The sequence below is a fragment of the Streptomyces sp. NPDC002055 genome, from assembly GCF_040296705.1.
Classification (GTDB): domain Bacteria; phylum Actinomycetota; class Actinomycetes; order Streptomycetales; family Streptomycetaceae; genus Streptomyces.
In genome coordinates this window covers 1-17987 of record NZ_JBEOXS010000018.1, presented here as the reverse complement: position 1 = coordinate 17987, position 17987 = coordinate 1, and the positions used below count along the sequence as shown (strand labels likewise).

The 17987-nt window shown below is 73.9% G+C and carries 15 protein-coding genes and 1 pseudogene; 4 read left to right on the top strand and 12 right to left on the bottom strand.

The window, feature by feature from the left end; translation table 11 throughout:
- Positions 1 to 222 precede the first annotated feature (222 nt).
- The 7 genes from pheA to ABT112_RS13580 form a co-directional block, all read right to left on the bottom strand.
- Positions 223 to 1158: a prephenate dehydratase gene (gene pheA, locus ABT112_RS13610; protein WP_351508964.1), complete on the bottom strand. Its 936-nt coding sequence runs from the start codon at positions 1156 to 1158 to the stop codon at positions 223 to 225.
- A 185-nt stretch (positions 1159 to 1343) separates the two neighbouring features.
- The gene (efeB, locus tag ABT112_RS13605) at positions 1344 to 2624 is read right to left on the bottom strand and encodes an iron uptake transporter deferrochelatase/peroxidase subunit (RefSeq protein WP_351508962.1); all 1281 of its coding nucleotides are present in this window, start codon (positions 2622 to 2624) and stop codon (positions 1344 to 1346) included.
- Complete coding sequence (locus ABT112_RS13600) at positions 2624 to 5029, bottom strand: copper resistance protein CopC (RefSeq protein ID WP_351508960.1); 2406 nt, start codon at positions 5027 to 5029, stop codon at positions 2624 to 2626. Before ABT112_RS13600 ends, efeB begins: the two co-directional genes overlap by 1 nt.
- Before the next feature lie 12 nt (positions 5030 to 5041).
- A complete protein-coding gene (locus ABT112_RS13595; protein ID WP_351508958.1) occupies positions 5042 to 5488 on the bottom strand; it encodes a copper chaperone PCu(A)C in 447 nt (148 codons plus the stop codon).
- On the bottom strand, positions 5485 to 6129 hold the full coding sequence (locus ABT112_RS13590; RefSeq protein WP_351508956.1) for an SCO family protein: 645 nt from the start codon (positions 6127 to 6129) through the stop codon (positions 5485 to 5487). Before ABT112_RS13590 ends, ABT112_RS13595 begins: the two co-directional genes overlap by 4 nt.
- Positions 6130 to 6174: 45 nt before the next feature.
- A complete protein-coding gene (locus tag ABT112_RS13585; protein WP_351508955.1) occupies positions 6175 to 6900 on the bottom strand; it encodes a YcnI family copper-binding membrane protein in 726 nt (241 codons plus the stop codon).
- Positions 6901 to 7013: 113 nt separating this feature from the next.
- Complete coding sequence (locus ABT112_RS13580) at positions 7014 to 7892, bottom strand: hypothetical protein (protein ID WP_351508953.1); 879 nt, start codon at positions 7890 to 7892, stop codon at positions 7014 to 7016.
- Between the two features lie 204 nt (positions 7893 to 8096).
- Between ABT112_RS13580 and ABT112_RS13575 the strand changes: the two genes are divergently transcribed.
- On the top strand, positions 8097 to 8576 hold the full coding sequence (locus ABT112_RS13575) for an ATP-binding protein (RefSeq protein WP_351508951.1): 480 nt from the start codon (positions 8097 to 8099) through the stop codon (positions 8574 to 8576).
- Positions 8577 to 8833: 257 nt separating this feature from the next.
- On the opposite strand, the gene ABT112_RS13570 is transcribed toward ABT112_RS13575, so the two are convergent.
- On the bottom strand, positions 8834 to 10288 hold the full coding sequence (locus tag ABT112_RS13570; protein WP_351508949.1) for an aminopeptidase P family protein: 1455 nt from the start codon (positions 10286 to 10288) through the stop codon (positions 8834 to 8836).
- 167 nt (positions 10289 to 10455) lie between these two features.
- Positions 10456 to 11910 carry a PP2C family protein-serine/threonine phosphatase gene (locus tag ABT112_RS13565; RefSeq protein WP_351508947.1) on the bottom strand — a complete coding sequence of 485 codons (1455 nt, stop codon included), beginning with the start codon at positions 11908 to 11910 and terminating at the stop codon, positions 10456 to 10458.
- 733 nt (positions 11911 to 12643) lie between these two features.
- Here ABT112_RS13565 and ABT112_RS13560 point away from each other — a divergent pair.
- Together ABT112_RS13560 and ABT112_RS13555 are read left to right on the top strand one after the other, a co-directional pair.
- Positions 12644 to 13324, top strand: coding sequence for a bifunctional DNA primase/polymerase (locus ABT112_RS13560; protein ID WP_351508945.1), 681 nt, complete (start codon positions 12644 to 12646; stop codon positions 13322 to 13324).
- A 161-nt stretch (positions 13325 to 13485) separates the two neighbouring features.
- A complete protein-coding gene (locus tag ABT112_RS13555) occupies positions 13486 to 14304 on the top strand; it encodes a hypothetical protein (protein ID WP_351508943.1) in 819 nt (272 codons plus the stop codon).
- A gap of 107 nt (positions 14305 to 14411) precedes the next feature.
- Here the strand turns inward: ABT112_RS13555 and ABT112_RS13550 are convergent, their stop codons facing one another.
- From ABT112_RS13550 to ABT112_RS13540, 3 genes are all read right to left on the bottom strand, one after another.
- Positions 14412 to 15386: a DUF5926 family protein gene (locus ABT112_RS13550; RefSeq protein ID WP_351508941.1), complete on the bottom strand. Its 975-nt coding sequence runs from the start codon at positions 15384 to 15386 to the stop codon at positions 14412 to 14414.
- 417 nt (positions 15387 to 15803) lie between these two features.
- On the bottom strand, positions 15804 to 16424 hold the full coding sequence (locus ABT112_RS13545) for an ATP-binding protein (RefSeq protein ID WP_351508939.1): 621 nt from the start codon (positions 16422 to 16424) through the stop codon (positions 15804 to 15806).
- 47 nt (positions 16425 to 16471) lie between these two features.
- On the bottom strand, positions 16472 to 17305 hold the full coding sequence (locus ABT112_RS13540) for a glycerophosphodiester phosphodiesterase family protein (RefSeq protein ID WP_351508937.1): 834 nt from the start codon (positions 17303 to 17305) through the stop codon (positions 16472 to 16474).
- A 232-nt stretch (positions 17306 to 17537) separates the two neighbouring features.
- On the opposite strand from ABT112_RS13540, the pseudogene ABT112_RS13535 reads away from it, so the two are divergent.
- Positions 17538 to 17987 (top strand): annotated as a pseudogene (locus tag ABT112_RS13535) (hypothetical protein); the annotation flags it as partial.

Sequence of the window (17987 nt, the reverse complement as noted above, 5' to 3'; positions counted from 1 at the left end):
CGGTGAGCGGAACGACCTCAGGACCGGCCGTCCGCGGGAGCGAAGAGCCGTCAGGAGCCGCCGCCCTCGGAGATCCGGGAAGCGGTCGGGAACGCGGCGGTCACGGTCGGCTCTCTCAGAGGTCGGCAGTGTCGGGGTCGGCTGCGTCAGGGCCGGCTGCGTCAGGGCCGGCGGTGTCGGGAGTGGCGGTGTCAGGAGTGGCCCCGCTCAGCAGCGGCGGTGTCAGGAGCGGCCGTCGAGGCAGCGGGTCAGCCAGTCCGCCGCCGCGGAGAACTCGCGGTCGGAGGTGCCGTGCCGCAAGGCCGCCACATCGGTCGGGTCCACCCCGGCTCGCGGATACGACCCCAGGAAGCGCACGTTCGGGCAGATCCGCTTCAGGCCCATCAGGGCCTCGCCCACCCGCCGGTCCGTGATGTGCCCCTCGCAGTCCACCGAGAAGCAGTAGCGGCCGATGCCCTCGCCCGTGGGCCGCGACTCGATCCGCATCAGGTTCACCCCGCGCGCCGAGTACTCCTGGAGCAGTTCGAGCAGCGCACCCGGGTGGTCGTCGCCCAGCCAGATCACCACGGACGTCTTGTCCGCACCGGTCCGGGCCGCCGGCCGGGCCGGACGCCCGACCAGGACGAAGCGCGTCGCCGCGTTCTCGGCGTCGTGGATCTCGGTGACCAGCGGCTCCAGCCCGTACTTCGGCGCCGCGAACTCGCCCGCGAACGCCGCGTCGTACCGGCCCTCCTGCACCAGCCGCGCGCCGTCGGCGTTCGAGGCGGCCGACTCCCACAGGGCGTCCGGCAGATGCCTGCCCAGCCAGTTGCGGACCTGCGGCTGGGCCACCGGGTGACCGGTCACCGTCTTCACGTCCGACAGCGTGGTCCCCGGCCGCACCAGCAGGGCGAACGCGATCGGCAGCAGCACCTCGCGATAGATCATCAGCGGCGTGCCGGTGGCCAGCTCGTCGAGGGTCGCGGTGACGCCGCCCTCCACCGAGTTCTCGATCGGCACCAGTGCGCCGCCCGCCTCCCCGGACCGCACGGCGTCCAGCGCCGCGGGCACCGACACCATCGGGACCAGCTCGCGGGTCGCGGCCTCCGGCAGCGTCCGCAGCGCGGCCTCCGTGAAGGTGCCTTCGGGCCCGAGGTAGGTGTAGCGGCTGGCCGACATCGTGCGTGGCTCCCTTGGATCGGGGGACGCCCATCCCCTGTGTGCGGCGGGGGTCTTCCGAGGCGAGGCCCCGGAACGGGACCCCGGTCCGGTTGCTCGCCACGATACCCAGCCGCCGTAACGCCCGGTGCCGCGTCCGGCAGCCGGAACACGCACGGGGGACGCCCCACGGCCGCCCCGGTCCGTCAGCCCTCCAGCAGCCGCTGCCCCACGTACTCGCCCGGGGCGCAGCCGCCCGGCACGGCGAACAGTCCGCTCGCCTCGTGCCGGATGAACCGCGACAGGGCGTCGCCCCGGTCCAGCTTGCGCTGCACCGGCACGAAGCCCCGGTACGGATCGGCCTGCCAGGCGATGAAGAGCAGCCCGGCGTCCGGGGTCCCGTCGCCGTCGAAGCCGTCGTGGAAGGAGAAGGGGCGCCGCAGCATGGCCGCCCCGCCGTTCGCCTCCGGCGCGGAGATCCGGGCGTGCGCGTCGGCCGGGATCACGATCCCGCCCGAGGCGTCCCGCTTCTCCAGGTCCATCGGCGTCGTCTCGGTGCCGCCCGTGAGCGGGGCGCCGTCGGACTTCCGGCGCCCGATGACCTGCTCCTGCTTGCCCACAGGCAGCTTCTCCCAGTCGTCGAGGAGCATCCGGATGCGCCGGACCACCGCGTACGAGCCGTGCGCCATCCAGGACGGTTCGCCGCCCGACGGCACGAAGATCCGCTGCGCGAAGTTCTTCTCCGTGGGCTTCGGGTTCTTGGTGCCGTCTACCTGCCCCATCAGATTGCGGGCCGTCATCGGATGGGACGTCGCACCGGGCGCCCGGTTGAAGCCGTTCATCTGCCAGCGCAGCCGGGCGGTGTCCCCGGTGTCCTTCTGCAGCGCCCGCAGGGCGTGGAAGGCGACCAGCGCGTCGTTCGAGCCGATCTGCACCCACAGGTCACCGTTGCTGCGCTTCGGGTCCAGCGCGTCCGAGCTGAAGTCCGGCAGCGGATCCAGCGCCAGTGGGCGCTGTTTCTCCAGGCCGGTGCGGCCGAAGAAGGTCCGGCCGAAGCCGAAGGTCACCGTCAGGGAGGACGGTCCGGCGTCGAGGGCGACGCCGGTGTCGTCCGCCGTCGGACGGCCCGCCATCAGCGCCTGGGCCGTCCGCGACCAGCGCCGCAGCAGCGCGGCCGCCGCCTTCCGGTCCGCTCCGGGGGCCAGGTCGAACGCCGCGAGGTGGCCGGCGGCCTGCAGCGGTGTGGTGATGCCCGGCTGGTGCCGGCCGTGGAAGGCGACGGCGCTGGAGCCCACCGTCGCGAGCGCCGGTGTCTCCTCCCGGGTCGCGCTCCCGCCCAGCACGCCGCCCGCGGCACCAACGGCGAGCCCCGCCGCGCCGGCGGTGCCGAGCAGCCTCCGCCGGGAGAAGCCGCCGGCGTCCGGCCCGGACAGGGCCGGGGAGTCCTCCGGGCGGGAGGTGTCCTGGGAGTCGTTCGCGCCCGTCATCAGCCGATCTTCATCTTCTTCGTCTCGGTCACCTGGTCGATCTCCGAGGTGCGCACGGTCAGGGACACCTCCCACTCGCCGGCCATCGGGAGCTGGAGACGGTTGGACACCCAGTGTCCGGTCTCCAGGTGGAACGGCTGGATGGGCAGCGGCCCGAGGTCACGGGAGTCCAGCCGGAAGGCGAGCTTCACCTCCGGCGCGTCCAGCGCCTTGCCGTTCGGCCGGCGGAGCTTGAGGTCCAGGGTGTTGGAACCGGTGAGTCCGGGCTCCAGGGAGAGCCGGGCCGTGCCCTTGCCGTCCGCGCCCCCGGTGTCGAAGGGAATGGTCGCCGTCGCGCGGCGCACCGCGGGCACCGTCGGCGTGCCGTTCCCGGATCGGGCGGCTTCCTCGGTGCGGCCCGGTTCGGTGCTGGTCAGCGCAGTGGTCACGGCCAGCAGCAGCACCGCGACGGCAGCCTCGGCGAGCACCGTGCGACGCAGCCCGGAGCGCTCCGGGTCGGCGTCGCGGACGCGCTTGCTGCGGGCCGTCTCCCGGGCGGACCGCTGCCGGGCGAGCTGGGCGGCGCGCTTCGGGTCGGCGGGCGCGGTATCCGGGGCTCCGGACTCCGGCTGCTCCGTCCCCTCGGCGGGGTGCGTTCCCTCGGTGGGCTGGGTCCCCTCGGCCGGCTCCGGCCCCTCGATCGACTCCGTGGCGCCGGCCGGTGCCTGCGCCGCGTTGGCCGGGGCGGCTGCCTGAGCCGGCACCGCGGCCTTCCCGGCCGATGTCTCCCCGGCCGGTGCTTCTCCGGCCGGCGCCTTCCCGGCAGGCGCTTCACCAGTCGGTGCCTCCCCGGCAGGCGCTTCACCAGTCGGTGCCCCTCCAGCCGCCGCCTCTCCGGCCCGCGCCTCGGCCGCCCGGGCCGGCACGGCCGCCATCGCGTCGGCGCGCTCCGCCTCGGCGTCCGAGCCCTCCTCCGCCGCGTCCGCAACACGCTCCGCTCCGGCGTCCGAGACCTCCTCCGCTTCACCGTCCGAGGCCCGCTCCGCTCCGGCGTCCGAAGCCGCTTCCGCTTCACCGCGCGAGGCCCGCTCCGCCGCAGCGTCCGCCGTCTCCTCGGCCGCCCGCGCGTCCTCCTCGAGCACCCGCGCGGCCTCCGCCTCGGGTGCCACGGACGCCGAGAGCCGCGCCGTCCAGCGCCGCGACAGCCAGCCGACCGCGAGCAGCACCGCCACCAGCGCGACCTTGACGAGCAGCAGTTGCCCGTACGACGTCGAGGTCAGGGCCGTGACGGAGCCGACCTGACGCCAGGACTGGTACACCCCGGTCGCGGCGAGGACGACGACGCTGCCGAAGGCCACCCGGGAGAAGCGGTGGACCGCGGCCCGTTCGACGGCCGGGCCGCGGTACAGCGCGACCAGCAGCGTGGCCAGCCCGCCCAGCCAGGCGGCCACCGCGAGCAGGTGGAGGACGTCCACCGGCATCGCCACATTCGGCTGGAGCCCGGTCGACGCATGCTCGGCGAGCGCCCAGGTCGCGGCCAGCCCGGCCGCGACGACGGTGCCGCCCATGCCCAGCCCGACGGCGAGGTCCCGGCGTTCCCGGGGATCCTCGCGCCGGGTGAACGCGCCGAAGAGCACCGCGACGAACAGCGCGGCGGCCCCGAGCAGCAGCAGCCGGGAGACCAGCGCCGCCCCCGTCCTGGTCTCCAGGACGGACTGCAGTCCGCCCAGGTCGAAGGCGTCGGCGAGCTTCCCCGAGCCGGTGTACGGGGTGCGGAGCAGCAGCAGGGCCAGGGTGGAGGCGGTCAGGGCGACCCAGCCCTGGACGACCAGCCGCTGCACCGCCCGGACGCGGGCCCCGCCCGGCCAGCAGGCCAGCAGGAACGCGGCGCCGCCGACCAGCACCACGAAGCCCGCGTAGGCGAGGTACCGGGCGATGGCGTAGAGCGCCCCGACCGGTCCGCCGCCCGGCTTCTGGTCGGGCACCCCCGCCGAGGTCTTCGAGGGGGCGCCGATGGAGAAGGTGAACGCCCCGGCCACCGGGTGGCTGTCGGCCGAGACGGCCTGCCACGCCACGGTGTAGGTGCCGTCCGGCAGCCCGGAGCGCAGTCCGACCCCGTACCGGACGACGTTCCCGCTGCCCAGATCGCGCACCTTGGCGGAGTCCACGCGCTTGCCCTTGGGGTCCAGCACGCGGATCGAGTCGTCCGAGAGGGCGACGCCCTCGGAGAAGGTGAGGCTCACATCCTTCGGCGCGCTGCCGACCACCGCCCCCTGCTTGGGATCGCTGCCGGTCAGCGCGGCGTGCGCCGAGGCCGGGGAGGCGCCGGCGAGCAACGAGCCGAGCAGCGCCGCCGCGAGCAGCAGCAGCGTCACGGCCGCGGAGCGCGCGGAGCGGCGGTCCAGGGAGGGGGCGGCGGCTGGCATGGCGTCAGTCCCTCACTTGTCCGGGGTGTAGTTGGTCGCCACGACGGGGACCTCCAGGGTGATCGGGTCCGAGGCGGCGAAGTGGAGCACCACGGACACCTTCTCCCCCTTGGCCGGCTTGTGTTCGAGTTTCATGAACATCAGATGGGTGCCGCCGCGGGCGAGCCGGAGCTCACCGCCCGCGGGGACCTTCAGCGACGACACCTGGCGCATCGTGTTGCCGACGGTCCGGTGCATCGTCACGTCACCGGCGAAGTCGCTGGTGACCGAGGTCAGCTTGTCGGCGGTGTCACCGGTGTTCCGGACGACGACATAGCCGCTCGCCATGTCCGTCATCACCGGCTGGGGCACGTACGCGCCCTCCGCCTTCAGTTCGGCACCCGAACCGGAACAGCCCGCCAGCGCCAGGCCGGTGGCGAGCGTCACGGCCGCGGCGAGGGCGCTGCGCCGCCGGGTCACGGTGTCCCGCCCTTGATGATCTTCGGAAGGTCCTTGGCGTACTCCTCCGCCGTGGTGTCCTTGTCGTAGATCGCGTGGCCCTTGTCGTCCTTCGGGGAGAAGGCGACGACGCGGGGGCTGTGCGAGGAGACCCAGGTCCCCTTCACCTTCTTGGGCTGGTCCAGGTAGATGTTGACGGCGCGGGCGCCGGCCTGGATGGTGTCGAAGTCGCCGGTGAGCCCGATGAACGACTTGTCGTTCTGGGCCAGCCACGTGCCGAGTTCCTTCGGGGTGTCCCGCTTCGGGTCGGAGGAGACGAAGACGACGCGCAGCTCCTTCCGTTCCGCCGGCGACAGCTTCCGCAGGGCGAGGGAGATGTTGCTCATGGTGAAGGGGCAGGCGTCCGGGCAGTGCCGGTAGCCGAAGTAGAGCAGGACCGGGTGGCCCTTGGTCTCCTTGATGAAGTCGTACTTCTTGCCGTCGGTGTCCGTCAGGACCAGATCCGGCTTGTCGAGCGGGTTGTCGAGGACGGTCGCGGCCTTGGTCGGCCCCGCGGAGACCTCGGCGACGGACGAGGACTCGTCGTCGCCGCCTCCGCAGGCGGACAGGGTGAGGGCCGCCGCCGCGGCGAGCGCGGCGGCGGTCAGGCTGGTCTTGCGCATGGAGGAATACCCCGGTTGGTGGTGTGCGGGCCCGGTGCGGCCGGGTCAGGAGGAGCGGCGGCGGCCGGCGAGGAAGCCGAAGGCCAGCCCGGCGGCGCCGATGACGATGCCCACCACGCCGAGCACCCGCGCGGTGGAGTCGCTGCCGGCGGCGGCCTTCTCGCTGTGGCCGGACTCCTCGGACTCCGAGCCGTGGTCGTGGCCGCCCTTGGCGTCGGCCGCGGAGCCGTGGGAGTGGCCCTCACCGGTGGGCTCGGTCAGCGCCAGCACCGGCGCCGGGCTCTCCGGCTCCTCGCCGTTCTCCTTGGGCGCCTCGATCCAGCGCACCGTCTCGTCGTTGTCGTAGGTCTGGATGGCCTTGAACACCAGCTGGTCGGTGTTCTCCGGCAGCTGGCCGACGGCGAGCGGGAACCGCTGGAACTGGCCCGGCCCGATCTTCCCGCCGGTCCAGGTCACCTTGGTGACGGCCTCGGTGATCTTCTCGCCGTGCATCTCGATCGGCTTGTCGAGCTTCTTCTTGGTGACCTTGACGTCCCAGCCCGGCACCGGCTCCGGCATCACCGAGGCGAGTGGCTGGTCGGCCGGGAGGTTGAGCTCGAGCTTGTCGGTCGAGGCGTTGTCCCGCTCGTTGGGCACTTTGACGGCGATGGTGGCGAAGCCGCCCTTCTCGGCCTCGCCTTCCACGGTGACGTGGGCGAAGGCCGGGCCGGCGAGGAGCAGGACGGAACCGGCGGTGACGCCGCCGACGAGGGAAAGACGCGAGAGATTCATGGTTTGCGGACACTCCACAGGAAGGATCGGTCGGTGATTTGCGCGCGTACGGCTGCCGCGCGACAACCTCCCGACGGATGAGCCGGAGCTACCGGTTCCCGGGGGGTGCCGCGTCAGGCCGCGAGGACGGTGTCCGGCGGACCCCGGCGGCTGACGGAGTGTTCCAGGACGAGCGACCGCGGCCCGGCCTTTCCGGTCCCGTGGGCCGGGGGGACGGGCGGCAGGGCGGCGGGCGATCCGGGAAGCCCCGCATGGAGGGCGCGTACAAGCACAAGGGCGGCGCGCAGCGAACGAACGAGCGCCCCCTCCGCGAAGCCTTCCGAGACGCCCCGCGCGGACAGCCGGACCAGCCGGAAGAGCGCGGCCTCACCGCGCCTGAGCAGCAGCCCCAGCGCGACCGCCGCGAGCAGATGGCCCAGCAGCATCGGCAGCGAGGGGACCAGGTCCCCGACGCCGGGCGGCGGGGCCGGCACGGCGGCGTGCACCGCTCCCGTGCCCGCCCCGTGGGTTCCGGAGAGGTTGGCTCCGGTGGCGTGGGATCCGGCGATGTGGGCCCCGGCGGCGTGGGCCGGATGGTCCGGGCCGGAGGTGCTGATGATCCGCCGGGCCTCGGCGGCGGTGAGCCGCGCCGGACCGGCGTCCCCGCCGCACACCAGCCGGGCGGCGAACGAGATCAGCGCGCTGTTCGAGGGCCGTCCCGCGGGCGGCGCGGGGGCCGACGCGGCCTGCTGGCCCAGCCAGAACAGCCCGTGCAGGGCCGACTGGCCGACCGCCAGACCGGCGGAGATCCCCGGCAGGGTGCGCTCCCGCCCGGCGAGCGGCGCGGCCGCCGCGAAAACCAGGAGGAAGCCGGTGATCAGGGTCCAGGCGGGAACGCCCGAACAGGACGCCAGCGCGTGCCCCGCCATGGACAGCGCGACGCAGACCGCGGCGAACACCGCGGCCCTGAGCAGTCGCAGATCGGCGCCGACGCGCGCGACGGGGGCAGACATGGCCGCGCCATCATCCCACCGCGCCCGCCCGCTCCGGACGGCAGGGGTGGGGGGCGTGGGGGAGCGCACGGCCTGTCGCCATACACCGATGTCATGACCCCGCGCATCCGCTGAATGAGCGTAGTCACGCCCATTGCACGCTTACGGGCCGATCGGTGGGGCAATACGTATCGGTATGTCGAGCCGCAGCCAGGAGGCTGGAGCATGAGCATCTGGTGGTCCCTCCACTTGCGGCGCGAGGCTGCGAGCGTTCCGCTCGCCCGGCGGCTCCTCTTGGGAACGATGGAGACCGCGGGGGTCGATCCGGACATCTCCTTCGACCTGTCGATCGCGCTCACGGAGGCGTGTGCGAACGCAGTCGAGCACGGCGGGGCGACGTCCCCCGACGGCTCCCCCGGGGTGTACCGCGTGACCGCGTATCTGGACGGTGAGAAGTGCCGGATCGAGGTCACCGACTCGGGGCCGGGCTTTCCCGCGGCGCGGACCGCGCGCCCCAGAGCCCTCCGCGCGCCGCTCATGGCGCCCGCCCAGCCGGACACCCAGGCGGAGAACGGCCGGGGCCTGTGCCTCATCGAGGCGCTCGCCGACCACGTCCACGTCCGGAACAGACCGGGCCGCGGCGCGGTGGTGAGCTTCGACAAGATCCTCAAGTGGCGTGAGGACGCGCTGCTGAAGGCGTCCTGATCACCGTCCTGATCACCGGGAGCGGCAGGGCGGCCCAGGACCTCACGCGATCGGAGCCCGAAGCCTGAAGGCGGGGGCGCGCCGCCGCCGGCTCCCACGTCACTGGGGGCGCACCGCCCCCGGCTCCCACGTCACCGCTTCACCCGACGCGCCCGGCATGACGGCCGATGCGTCACAGGTCCCGCCCCGGCGTCCCACCCGACGGAAACGGCCGGGCCCCGTCCGGGACCCGGCCGTCGTCCGGCGTCGGGGCGGGCTCAGCCCTTGAGGCGGGCCATCCAGGACTCGACGTCGTCGGCGGTGCGCGGCAGGGCGGCCGACAGATTGCGGCTGCCGCTCTCGGTCACCAGGATGTCGTCCTCGATGCGGACGCCGATGCCCCGGTACTCCTCCGGCACGGTCAGGTCGTCGGTCTGGAAGTACAGCCCGGGCTCGACCGTGAGGCACATGCCCGGCTCCAGGGTGCCCTCCACATAGCTCTCCCGGCGGGCCACCGCGCAGTCGTGCACGTCGAGCCCGAGCATGTGGCCGGTGCCGTGCAGCGTCCAGCGGCGCTGCAGCCCCAGCTCCAGCACGCGCTCCACCGGGCCCTCGACCAGCCCCCACTCCACCAGCCGGGTCGCGAGCACCCGCTGCGCGGCGTCGTGGAAGTCGCGGTACTTCGCGCCCGGCCGGACGGCCGCGATGCCGGCCTCCTGCGCCTCGTACACCGCGTCGTAGATCCGGCGCTGGAACTCGGTGAAGCGGCCGTTCACCGGCAGGGTGCGGGTGACGTCGGCGGTGTAGAGGGTGTGGGTCTCCACGCCGGCGTCGAGCAGCAGCAGCTCGCCCGCGCGGACCGGGCCGTCGTTGCGCACCCAGTGCAGGGTGGTGGCGTGCGGTCCGGCGGCGCAGATGGAGCCGTAGCCGACGTCGTTGCCCTCGACGCGGGCACGCAGGAAGAACGTTCCTTCGATGTAGCGCTCGGAGGTCGCCTCCGCCTTGTCGAGGACCTTCACCACGTCCTCGAAGCCGCGCACCGTGGAGTCGACCGCCGCCTGCAGCTGTCCGATCTCGAACTCGTCCTTGACCAGGCGCAGCTCGCTGAGGAAGATCCGCAGCTCCTCGTCGCGGTCGGCGTCGAGCCGGCTGGCCAGCGCCTCCTCCAGCCCGGCGTCGTGGCCCCGGACGATGCGGACCGGACCGGCCGCGGAGGCGAGCTCGTCGGCGGCCTTGCGGACGTCCCGGCACTCCGCCCCCAGCAGCTGCTCGCTCTCGGCGAGGCTGTACCGGCGGCCCACCCACAGCTCGCCCTGGCCGTCGAGCCAGAACTCGCCGTTCTCCCGGTCGGAGCGCGGCAGCAGGTAGAGCGTCGTGGTGTGCCCGTCGTCCACCGGGTCCAGGACGAGTACGCCGTCGTGGGTCTGGTCACCGGTCAGATGCACGTACTCGGTGGACGCGCGGAAGGCGTACTCGGTGTCGTTCGACCGCGTCCTGAGGTTGCCCGCGGGAACGACCAGGCGCTCGCCGGGGAAGCGGGCGGAGAGCGCGGCGCGGCGGCGCGCGGCGTGCGGTGCCTGCTCGACGGGCTGCAGGTTCCGCAGCTCGGTGTCGGCCCAGCCGCTCTTCATGTTCTCGGCAAGCTCGTCGGAGACGCCTGGGTACAGGCCGTTCTTCCGCTGCTTGATGGGCTCGTCGCCCTCCGGGTTCGCGGGCGCGGGCTGCTCGGTCACGGATTCCTCCTCGACTCGGACCGTCCCCTGGCCTGCGGCTGGGGGACCCCGACCATCGTATGGGCGGGGGCACCGGCTCCGGCAGGACGACCGGAGCGGGGCGCGGGCAGCGGCCCGGCCCGGGTGTGCGCCCCGCTGCGCCCCCGGAGGAAGGGGGCCGGCAGCGGTCACCGGGCGGCGGCTCCCGGATCCTCGAAGTGGACGGCGAGCAGCACGACGTCCTCCGGGCCGTCCGCGGTGTCCCGGCCGTCCGGCAGGACGGTGCGCAGCACGTGGTCGGCGACGGCGTCGGGGTCGTCCCGGACGGACCGGGGCACACTCGCCGCCGCCGCGTGCAGCCGGGCGAAGGCCCGGTCCATCGGCTCGCCGGTGCGGTGCAGCAGCCCGTCGCTGTACAGCAGCAGCGTTTCTCCCGGCGCGGCCTCGAACTCGACGCTGGGCGCCTCCCAGCAGGAGAGCATGCCCAGCGGCGCGGACAGCGAGGTCTCCACGAACTCGGTGCGCCGGTCGCCGACGATCAGCGGCGGGCAGTGCCCGGCCCCGGCCATCAGCAGGGTGCGCTGCTCGCAGTGGATGAACAGGGCGGTCGCCGAGCGGGCGGGCTCGGTCAGCCGCAGCAGCAGTTCGAGATCGGAGAGGACGGCGACCGGATCCTCCCCCTCCATCACCGCGTACGCCCGCAGCGAGGCGCGCAGCCGTCCCATCGCGGCGACGGCGCTGGGCCCGGAGCCGCTGACCCCGCCGACGGCGAGACCGAGGGCGCCCTCCGGCAGGGGCAGGGCGTCGTACCAGTCGCCGCCGCCCTGCGGACCGGTGCGGTGCCGGACGGCCAGCCGCACCCCGCCGACCCGGGGCAGCCGGCTGGGCAGCAGCTCGTCGCGGAGGGTGTCGGCGGTCGCCCGGGCGCGGGTCAGCTCCAGGTGGCGGGCGAGCTGCTCGGTCGCGTAGCGCGTGTACAGGCCGATGAGGTGGCGCTGCCGCTCCACCGGCTCGGTCGGCTCGTCGTAGAGCCAGACCGCGGCGCCGAGCCGGCCGGCGGCCTCGGTGGCGAGCGGGACGGCGTAGCTGGCGGCGTAGCCGAGACGGGCGGCGACCTCGCGGTGCCGCGGGTCCAGGTCCGGCTCGTTCCGCAGGTCGGGGTGGGCGACCTCGTCGAGCTGCCCGGGGCGGGCGCCGCCCTCCGGGGGCAGGCCGTCGAGGATCCGTCCGTAGGAGGCGGAGCTGCGGGGGATGGTCTCGATGGTGCCGAGGTCCGCGGGGCCGAGGCCGAGTCCGACGGTGGTGTCCGGCCCCTGGCCGTCGGCGGGCTCCAGGACGATCATGCCGCGGCGGGCACCGACGAGGGCGGCGCCGGCGCGCAGCAGCTCGTGCAGGGCGCTGTCGAGGGTCTCGGTGCGGGCGAGCCGCTCGGTGAGCTCGTGCAGCGTGGTGAGATCGGAGATCCAGCCGGCGAGGCGGTCCTGGACGGCGGCGAGATGCTCGACCGGGCGGACGTCCGGGGTGGCGGCCACCGGGGAGCCGCTCTCCGCCGGGGGCTGCGCGGGAGAGGCGTCGGGATTATGCGCCGGGGCGGGAAGTGCCGGCTGGATTCCGGCCACTTTCGGCACGTGCGGGGCGTTCATGGCTGGCGACTTTCGACCCTGGGCTGCGGCATATCCGGCCACTGGGCCGAATCGACCGAGAAGTGTGTCCTATTTGTACCGAAGCGCAGGCTTTTGCCGTGTGGTGTTGCGTGGCCGGTCCGGCGGTGCATTTTTCGCAATAGCATCGCAAACCCCCATGTCATGCTGCGCCGCTATCAATGCCTCCACATCTACACGCAGCGGTGGGGTGTGTCCAGCATGGTGCGGGCGGGCTTGTTGGTGTCTATGGTGGACACAAGTTGGCTGAAAAAATGCCCGTCGGTCGGCAATTTGCGGTCGACTGAGGGCATTCGACAACGCGTCATATCCACCGAGGTGGGTACGTACTCGGGAAGGGCAGGGGCAGTTGGGGGCGCCCCGGAACCCCGCGGCGGCCTTGAGCGTCCTATCCGGCGATGGCCTCCCGTCCCCGAGGGACGAGGACCGCAGAGGGGCGGCAAACGCCAGGCGATCGCCACCCTTCGCCATGTTCCACGCTCGGCCCGCGACATGATGCGCTGCCTTGAACGAGCAGTGACGCACGATCCACGTGGTGTGAACGGACTGAACGTACGCCCGCAGCCCCACGTACTGCCAAGCAGCATCGCAAGCAGCATCGATCGGTAGACCAGGTTCATCCGGTGAATCCGGTAGCGGTACGCACACCCGGCACAGCGTGCGATGAACGCGATTGGATACAGCCCTCGGCGTTAACGGAAAGGAACGAGCGCTCATGCGCGAGATCCTCGGAAGGCGACGCAGGCTCCTGCTCGGGCGGAGGCGCAGCGGGAAGCGGGCGATGCTCGGCGCGGCGCTGATGTGCGCCACCGAGTGGCAGTGGCCCGTACTCCCCGGCGTGGGGATCCGGTCCGGCGGCAGCCGCGTGCGCGGCTGCAACTGCCCGCACCCCGACTGCGTGGTGCCCGGTGCGCACCCCTTCGACCCCGGCCTGCTCGCGGCCACGACCGACGCCCGCATGGTCCGCTGGTGGTGGGAGAACCGCCCCGACGCCCCGATCGTGCTGGCCACCGGCGGCACCGCGCCCTGCGCGGTGAGCCTGCCGGCGACCGCGGCGGCACAGGCCCTGACCGAGCTCGACCGCCGGGGCATCCGGCTCGGCCCGGTCGTCGCGTCGCCCACCCGCTGGTCGATCCTGGTGGCGCCGTACTCGCTCGAGGTGCTGGGCGAGCTGCTGCACAGCCAGGAGTGGGTGCCCAGCTCGCTGCGGTTCCACGGCGAGGGCGGCTATCTGGTGCTGCCGCCGTCCCAGACCGGCGCCGGCCGGGTGAGCTGGGAGCGCGCGCCGCTGCCCGGGTCGGCCGCGCCGTGGCTGCCCGATGTCGAGGCGGTCGTGCACGCACTCGTGGAGGCGAGCACCGGGACCCCCGACGAGAGCAGCCGGCTCGCCTACTGAGACTTGACCGAATTCGTACCATCGCGGCCCGTCTTCACTCCTCCGAGTGCGAGGCGGGCCGCGTTGTCCCCGGTTCGGCCCAGCGCGGTCCGAGGGGCCCTTCCCCGGCCGGTACGTTCTGCCGATCGGCAGGATTCGTCGGTGAGTTGGAGGGGGATTCCATGGAGCGCGCAGCGGATCCGGGCGGGGCGCACCGCCGTATGACCGCCCTGGTGGGCGCGGTGCTGCTGGCCGCCGTGCTGCCGCAGGCCGCCGCGTCGGCGGGGCCCGCGCCGGCCGCCGCGGCCGTCCGTCCGCCGGCCCGGACCGCCGTGTCCGCCGCACCGGAGCCCGCCGCGCCGGGTGTACCGGAACCCGAGGTGCCGGCCGTACCGGAATCCGCCGCGCCGGGCGTACCGGAATCCGGGTCGCCGGACGGGGCCCGGCACCGCGACCGGGGGCTGGATCCCGCTGCGGCGGGGGCTGGGTGGCTGCCTCCGGCCGTTCTGCGGAAGGGCGCCCTCCACGCCGCTGACCAGGGGCGTGTCATCTCCATGTGCGGACCCGAACTCACCGGCCGCGAGGGCGTCGAGGCGCAGACCTGCGTCCTGCGGGAGGGGCGCGAGCTGTGGGGCCGCACCTACTACCGGAGCGCCGCCGGCCGCGCGCCGAGCGTCGTCCTGACCCTGATGCGGCCGGACGGCCGGACCGTTCAGGTGCGTTGCTCGGGGGAAGCCGGGAACGCCGACGGGGTGTGCCAGACCCGGCGTGCGCCGGTGCGGGAGCCGGTGGACCAGGGCCTGCCGTACGGGGCGGTCGCCGAGCTCGTGTCCTCGGACGGGGAGCGGCTGCTGCTGCGTTCGGGGAGTAATTCCCCGGTGGGAGCGGACCGTTGGGCGTCCGGCGCGGCGCGCCCGGGGGAGCCGGCCGACGCCGGGCACGGAAACGCCCGGTCGCTGGCGACGGGGGATGCACCAGCGACCGGGCTTCAAGAACCGTAACAAGAGATCTGCTGTTCGCAAATTCGATCGCGGAAATTCGGACGACGATTTACTGTTCAGTAGGGGGCGTTGTGACCTGAGTCACTCCCCGGGTCGTCCGGCGGTTCTCAGCTGAGGGTCACCTGCCGGTTGGTGAGTCCGCCACGGGCCCGGCGCTCCTCGGCGGTCAGCGGCGCCTCGGAGCCGAGCGCCTCGGCGAGCCGCTCCCCGAAGGCCTCGGCGGGCTTCTCGACGTCGTCCGCGCGGACCGAGCCCGGCAGGTCCCAGACCGGCACGATGAGGCCGTGCGCCCGGAACGAGCCCACCAGCCGGGTGCCTTCGCCCAGCGAGGAGGCACCGGCGGCGTGCAGCCGCGCCAGCGCGTCGAGCAGCTTCTCCTCGGGGTGGTCCATCACCCAGCGCAGGTGGTTCTTCTCCGGGGTCTCGCACCAGTACGCGGCCTCGACACCGGAGAGCCGGACGGTCGGGATCGCGGCCTCGTTCGCCCGCTCCAGGGAGGCGGCCACCTCGGGGGTGGACTGCTCGGCGCTCTCCAGCCAGAACTCGAAGCCGGTGTGCACGACCGGCTCGAACGCACCGGCCGGGTCGAGCAGGTCCTGCAGTCGCGGGCCGTCGGCGGGGACGCGCTCCGCGGCCACCGGGGTGCCCGGCGCGGCCTCCAGCGCACGCTGCAGCACATCGGCGAGGTCACGGCTGATGTCGCCGGACGCCGTGTCGTTCTGCAGCCCCAGCAGGACGGCGCCGCTGTCCCGGCGCAGCGCGGGCCACGCCATCGGCAGCACGGTCGCCAGGGTGACGGACGGCACGCCCTCCGGCAGGCCGCCCCTGAGGGGCAGTTCCACGGTCGCGGCGGGCACCAGCTCGCGCAGCGCGACCCAGTCGCACTCGGCGGGCAGTCCCTCGAAGGGGCGCTGGACGAGCTCGGTCACGGCCTGTGCGGCGGCTCGTCCGTGACACGCCTTGTAGCGGCGGCCCGAACCGCAGGGGCACGGCTCGCGGGCGCCGACGACCGGAATCTCTCCGGCGGAGACCTGGGCGCCGGACGTCCTGCCGGCCTTTGTCTGAGGGCGCTTCTTGGCCATGGTGGGGGTGTCTCCCGGATGCGGCGGTGGTCGTGGCCGCGGTTGCGGCGGTGGTTCTCGGCCGCCGAGCCTAGTCCTTCGGGAGCCGGGGGAGTTGCCGCTCGCCGCCACGCGGCGCTCGGGCCGGAGCACGAGCCGCCGGGGTGCGCCCCCGCGGGGCCGGGCTCCGGTTACGGCTCCGCTTCTGCTTCCGCTTCTGCTTCCGGCTCCGGTTGTGTGTCGGGCGGGCCGGACCGGGATGCGGTGCACCGGGGGGCGGTGTGCGGGGCGGATACGGCCGGCCGCTGTCCGGCGAGCCCTGCGTGTCCGAAGGGCCCGCCCGTCCGGCGAGGCCTGCCCGTGCGAAGAGCCCCGCCTGTCCGGCGAGCCCTGCCCGACGCGCCCTGCCCGGGCCCGAGGCGCCGGTCGAGGGCCTGGCTAGGCGAGATCCTCGAGCAGCCCGGCGATGTCCAGAGCCGGCACAACCACGCGCGTAGACAAGACGTCGGACGAGGTCGTCGCCGGCAACGTGGCCCACACCGTGACCTCCCCGGGTGTCCCGTCCCGGACGCCCCAGTCCTGGGCGACGGCCCTGATGATGTTGAGCCCCCGGCCGCCGCGGGCCGTCACCGAGGGAGTGGCCGGAAGTGGCCGGGTGGGCCCCCCGCCATCGGTCACCTCGACGGTCACCCGGCCGAATTCGTCCAACCGCCAGGCCATGCGCACCTCGTCGGGCCCGGCCCCGGTGCCGTCGCCGCACAGCGGCCGGCCGTGCCGGCAGGCGTTGCTGAGGAGTTCGGAGAGAACCAGTACCGCATCGTCGACGACCCCATCGGGCACTCCGCTCATCAGGAGTCCCTCGCGCATCGCACGTCGCGCCGCACCCACGCCCGCTGGGCCATGAGGTACGGCCATGATCGACGACGTCGGCACCTCGTGTGCCACCACCAACGCCACCCCCGAGACCTCCTTTGCCCCATGCCACGGGATGGATGCCCCCCTACGGGGCGCCGGAAACCGGCCAACTGCGATCCCCTGGGGCACTCGTCGCCGTCGCATCCGGGCGCGAACGCGCCGGTGCACTCCCCGGCCGGACGAACCGGGCGTTACCGGCGGCCGAGCTGGGACAGCACCTGCCGCGGGCGGTTGGTGATGACGGCGTCCACCCCGAGCCGGGCGCAGAGCTCCACGTCGGCGGGGGAGTCGACGGTCCAGACGTGGACGCGGTTGCCCGCCCGGTGCGCCCGGGCCACATAGTCCGGGTGGTTCCGCAGGATGCGGATGCTGGGCCCGGCGATGAGGGTGCCGGACGGCAGCCGCCCGTCGCGGTACCGGGGCGCGAGGAACTGCAGGAGGTAGACGGTCGGGATCTCCGGGGCCCAGAAGTGCACGCGCTGCAGCGAGCGCGCCGAGAAGCTCATGACCCGGACGGCCGAGGGCTCGTCCGGGGGCGGTGCGTCGAGGCCGAACCGGCGCAGCAGCTCCAGCAGCCGCTCCTCGACCTGGCCCGCCCAGCGGGTGGGGTGCTTGGTCTCGATGGCCAGTTCCACCCGGCGCCCGGCGTCCGCGACGAGCTCCAGGAGGCGTTCGAGGGTGAGGACGGAGGTGCGTTCCCAGTCGTGGGACTCGTCCCACTCCGGGGACTCGTCCCGGTCCTTCCAGGAGCCGAAGTCCAGCGCGGCGAGGTCCGAGAGCTCCAGGGCGGACACCGCGCCCCGGCCGTTGGAGGTCCGGTTGACCCGCCGGTCGTGCACGCAGACGAGATGGCCGTCCGCGGTGAGCCGTACGTCGCACTCCAGGGCGTCGGCCCCGTCCTCGATGGCCTTGCGGTAGGCGGCCAGGGTGTGCTCCGGGGCGTCCTGGGACGCCCCGCGGTGAGCCACCACGGAGATCGTGTGCGGCCCCGGACGGAGGCCGTGGGCCGGGCGGGCATAGGTCACCGCGTTATGGTGCCACCGCCCGGCGGGGTACCGCTCGTACGGTCCCCGGTCCCGCGTTCGGTCCCACGACTGCGGATGCGTCCGTTTCGTCCGGGATAAAGGATGGCGGTCCGTGCCGCTGTCACTGCTTACGGTGGTCTGACGCAAGGTGGGAAATGCTGTTTCCCGAGACTGGCATCCGTGGGCCGTGACCCAAGACTGTCGTGACTGTCGTGCATCTGAGGAGAAAGCTGTGAGCACCGAGAACGAGGGCGCTGCCGTTCCGCCTGTGGCGGGGCCGCCGTCGGCGCCCGAGACGCCGGGCGCGACGCCCGCGTCCGCGACCGGCGCACCGAGCACAGACTCCGTGCCGCCCGCGGAGCCGGCGCAGCCCACGCCGCCCGTTCCGACGGCGCCGCCGGCCCCTCCCGGCGCCGCGGGCGGCACGGAGCAGACGGCGCAGCTTCCGGCGACGGGCGGCCCGGCCGCGGACCCGGCGTACGGCGACTCCGTCCCCCGGACGGCCGAACACCCCGTGATGTCCTCGGCCGGCGGCCCGCAGGGCCCGCCGCCGCCCGGTGCGACGCCCCCTCCGGGCACGCCGTACGGGCACGGGGCACCTGGGGCGCCTGGGGCGCCCGGCGGCTCCGGCGGTGAGGCGTTCGCGGGCCATGTCGGCCTCGGAGACGGCTGCTCGCCGCTG

What these genes read in the sequence shown, in the direction of transcription:
- pheA (WP_351508964.1), bottom strand. Translation starts at nt 1,158, where the DNA reads ATGTCGGCCAGCCGCTACACCTACCTCGGGCCCGAAGGCACCTTCACG.
- efeB (WP_351508962.1), bottom strand. Translation starts at nt 2,624, where the DNA reads ATGACGGGCGCGAACGACTCCCAGGACACCTCCCGCCCGGAGGACTCC.
- ABT112_RS13600 (WP_351508960.1), bottom strand. Translation starts at nt 5,029, where the DNA reads ATGCCAGCCGCCGCCCCCTCCCTGGACCGCCGCTCCGCGCGCTCCGCG.
- ABT112_RS13590 (WP_351508956.1), bottom strand. Translation starts at nt 6,129, where the DNA reads ATGCGCAAGACCAGCCTGACCGCCGCCGCGCTCGCCGCGGCGGCGGCC.
- ABT112_RS13585 (WP_351508955.1), bottom strand. Translation starts at nt 6,900, where the DNA reads ATGAATCTCTCGCGTCTTTCCCTCGTCGGCGGCGTCACCGCCGGTTCC.
- ABT112_RS13580 (WP_351508953.1), bottom strand. Translation starts at nt 7,892, where the DNA reads ATGTCTGCCCCCGTCGCGCGCGTCGGCGCCGATCTGCGACTGCTCAGG.
- ABT112_RS13575 (WP_351508951.1), top strand. Translation starts at nt 8,097, where the DNA reads ATGAGCATCTGGTGGTCCCTCCACTTGCGGCGCGAGGCTGCGAGCGTT.
- ABT112_RS13565 (WP_351508947.1), bottom strand. Translation starts at nt 11,910, where the DNA reads ATGAACGCCCCGCACGTGCCGAAAGTGGCCGGAATCCAGCCGGCACTT.
- ABT112_RS13560 (WP_351508945.1), top strand. Translation starts at nt 12,644, where the DNA reads ATGCGCGAGATCCTCGGAAGGCGACGCAGGCTCCTGCTCGGGCGGAGG.
- ABT112_RS13555 (WP_351508943.1), top strand. Translation starts at nt 13,486, where the DNA reads ATGGAGCGCGCAGCGGATCCGGGCGGGGCGCACCGCCGTATGACCGCC.
- ABT112_RS13550 (WP_351508941.1), bottom strand. Translation starts at nt 15,386, where the DNA reads ATGGCCAAGAAGCGCCCTCAGACAAAGGCCGGCAGGACGTCCGGCGCC.
- ABT112_RS13545 (WP_351508939.1), bottom strand. Translation starts at nt 16,424, where the DNA reads ATGCGACGGCGACGAGTGCCCCAGGGGATCGCAGTTGGCCGGTTTCCG.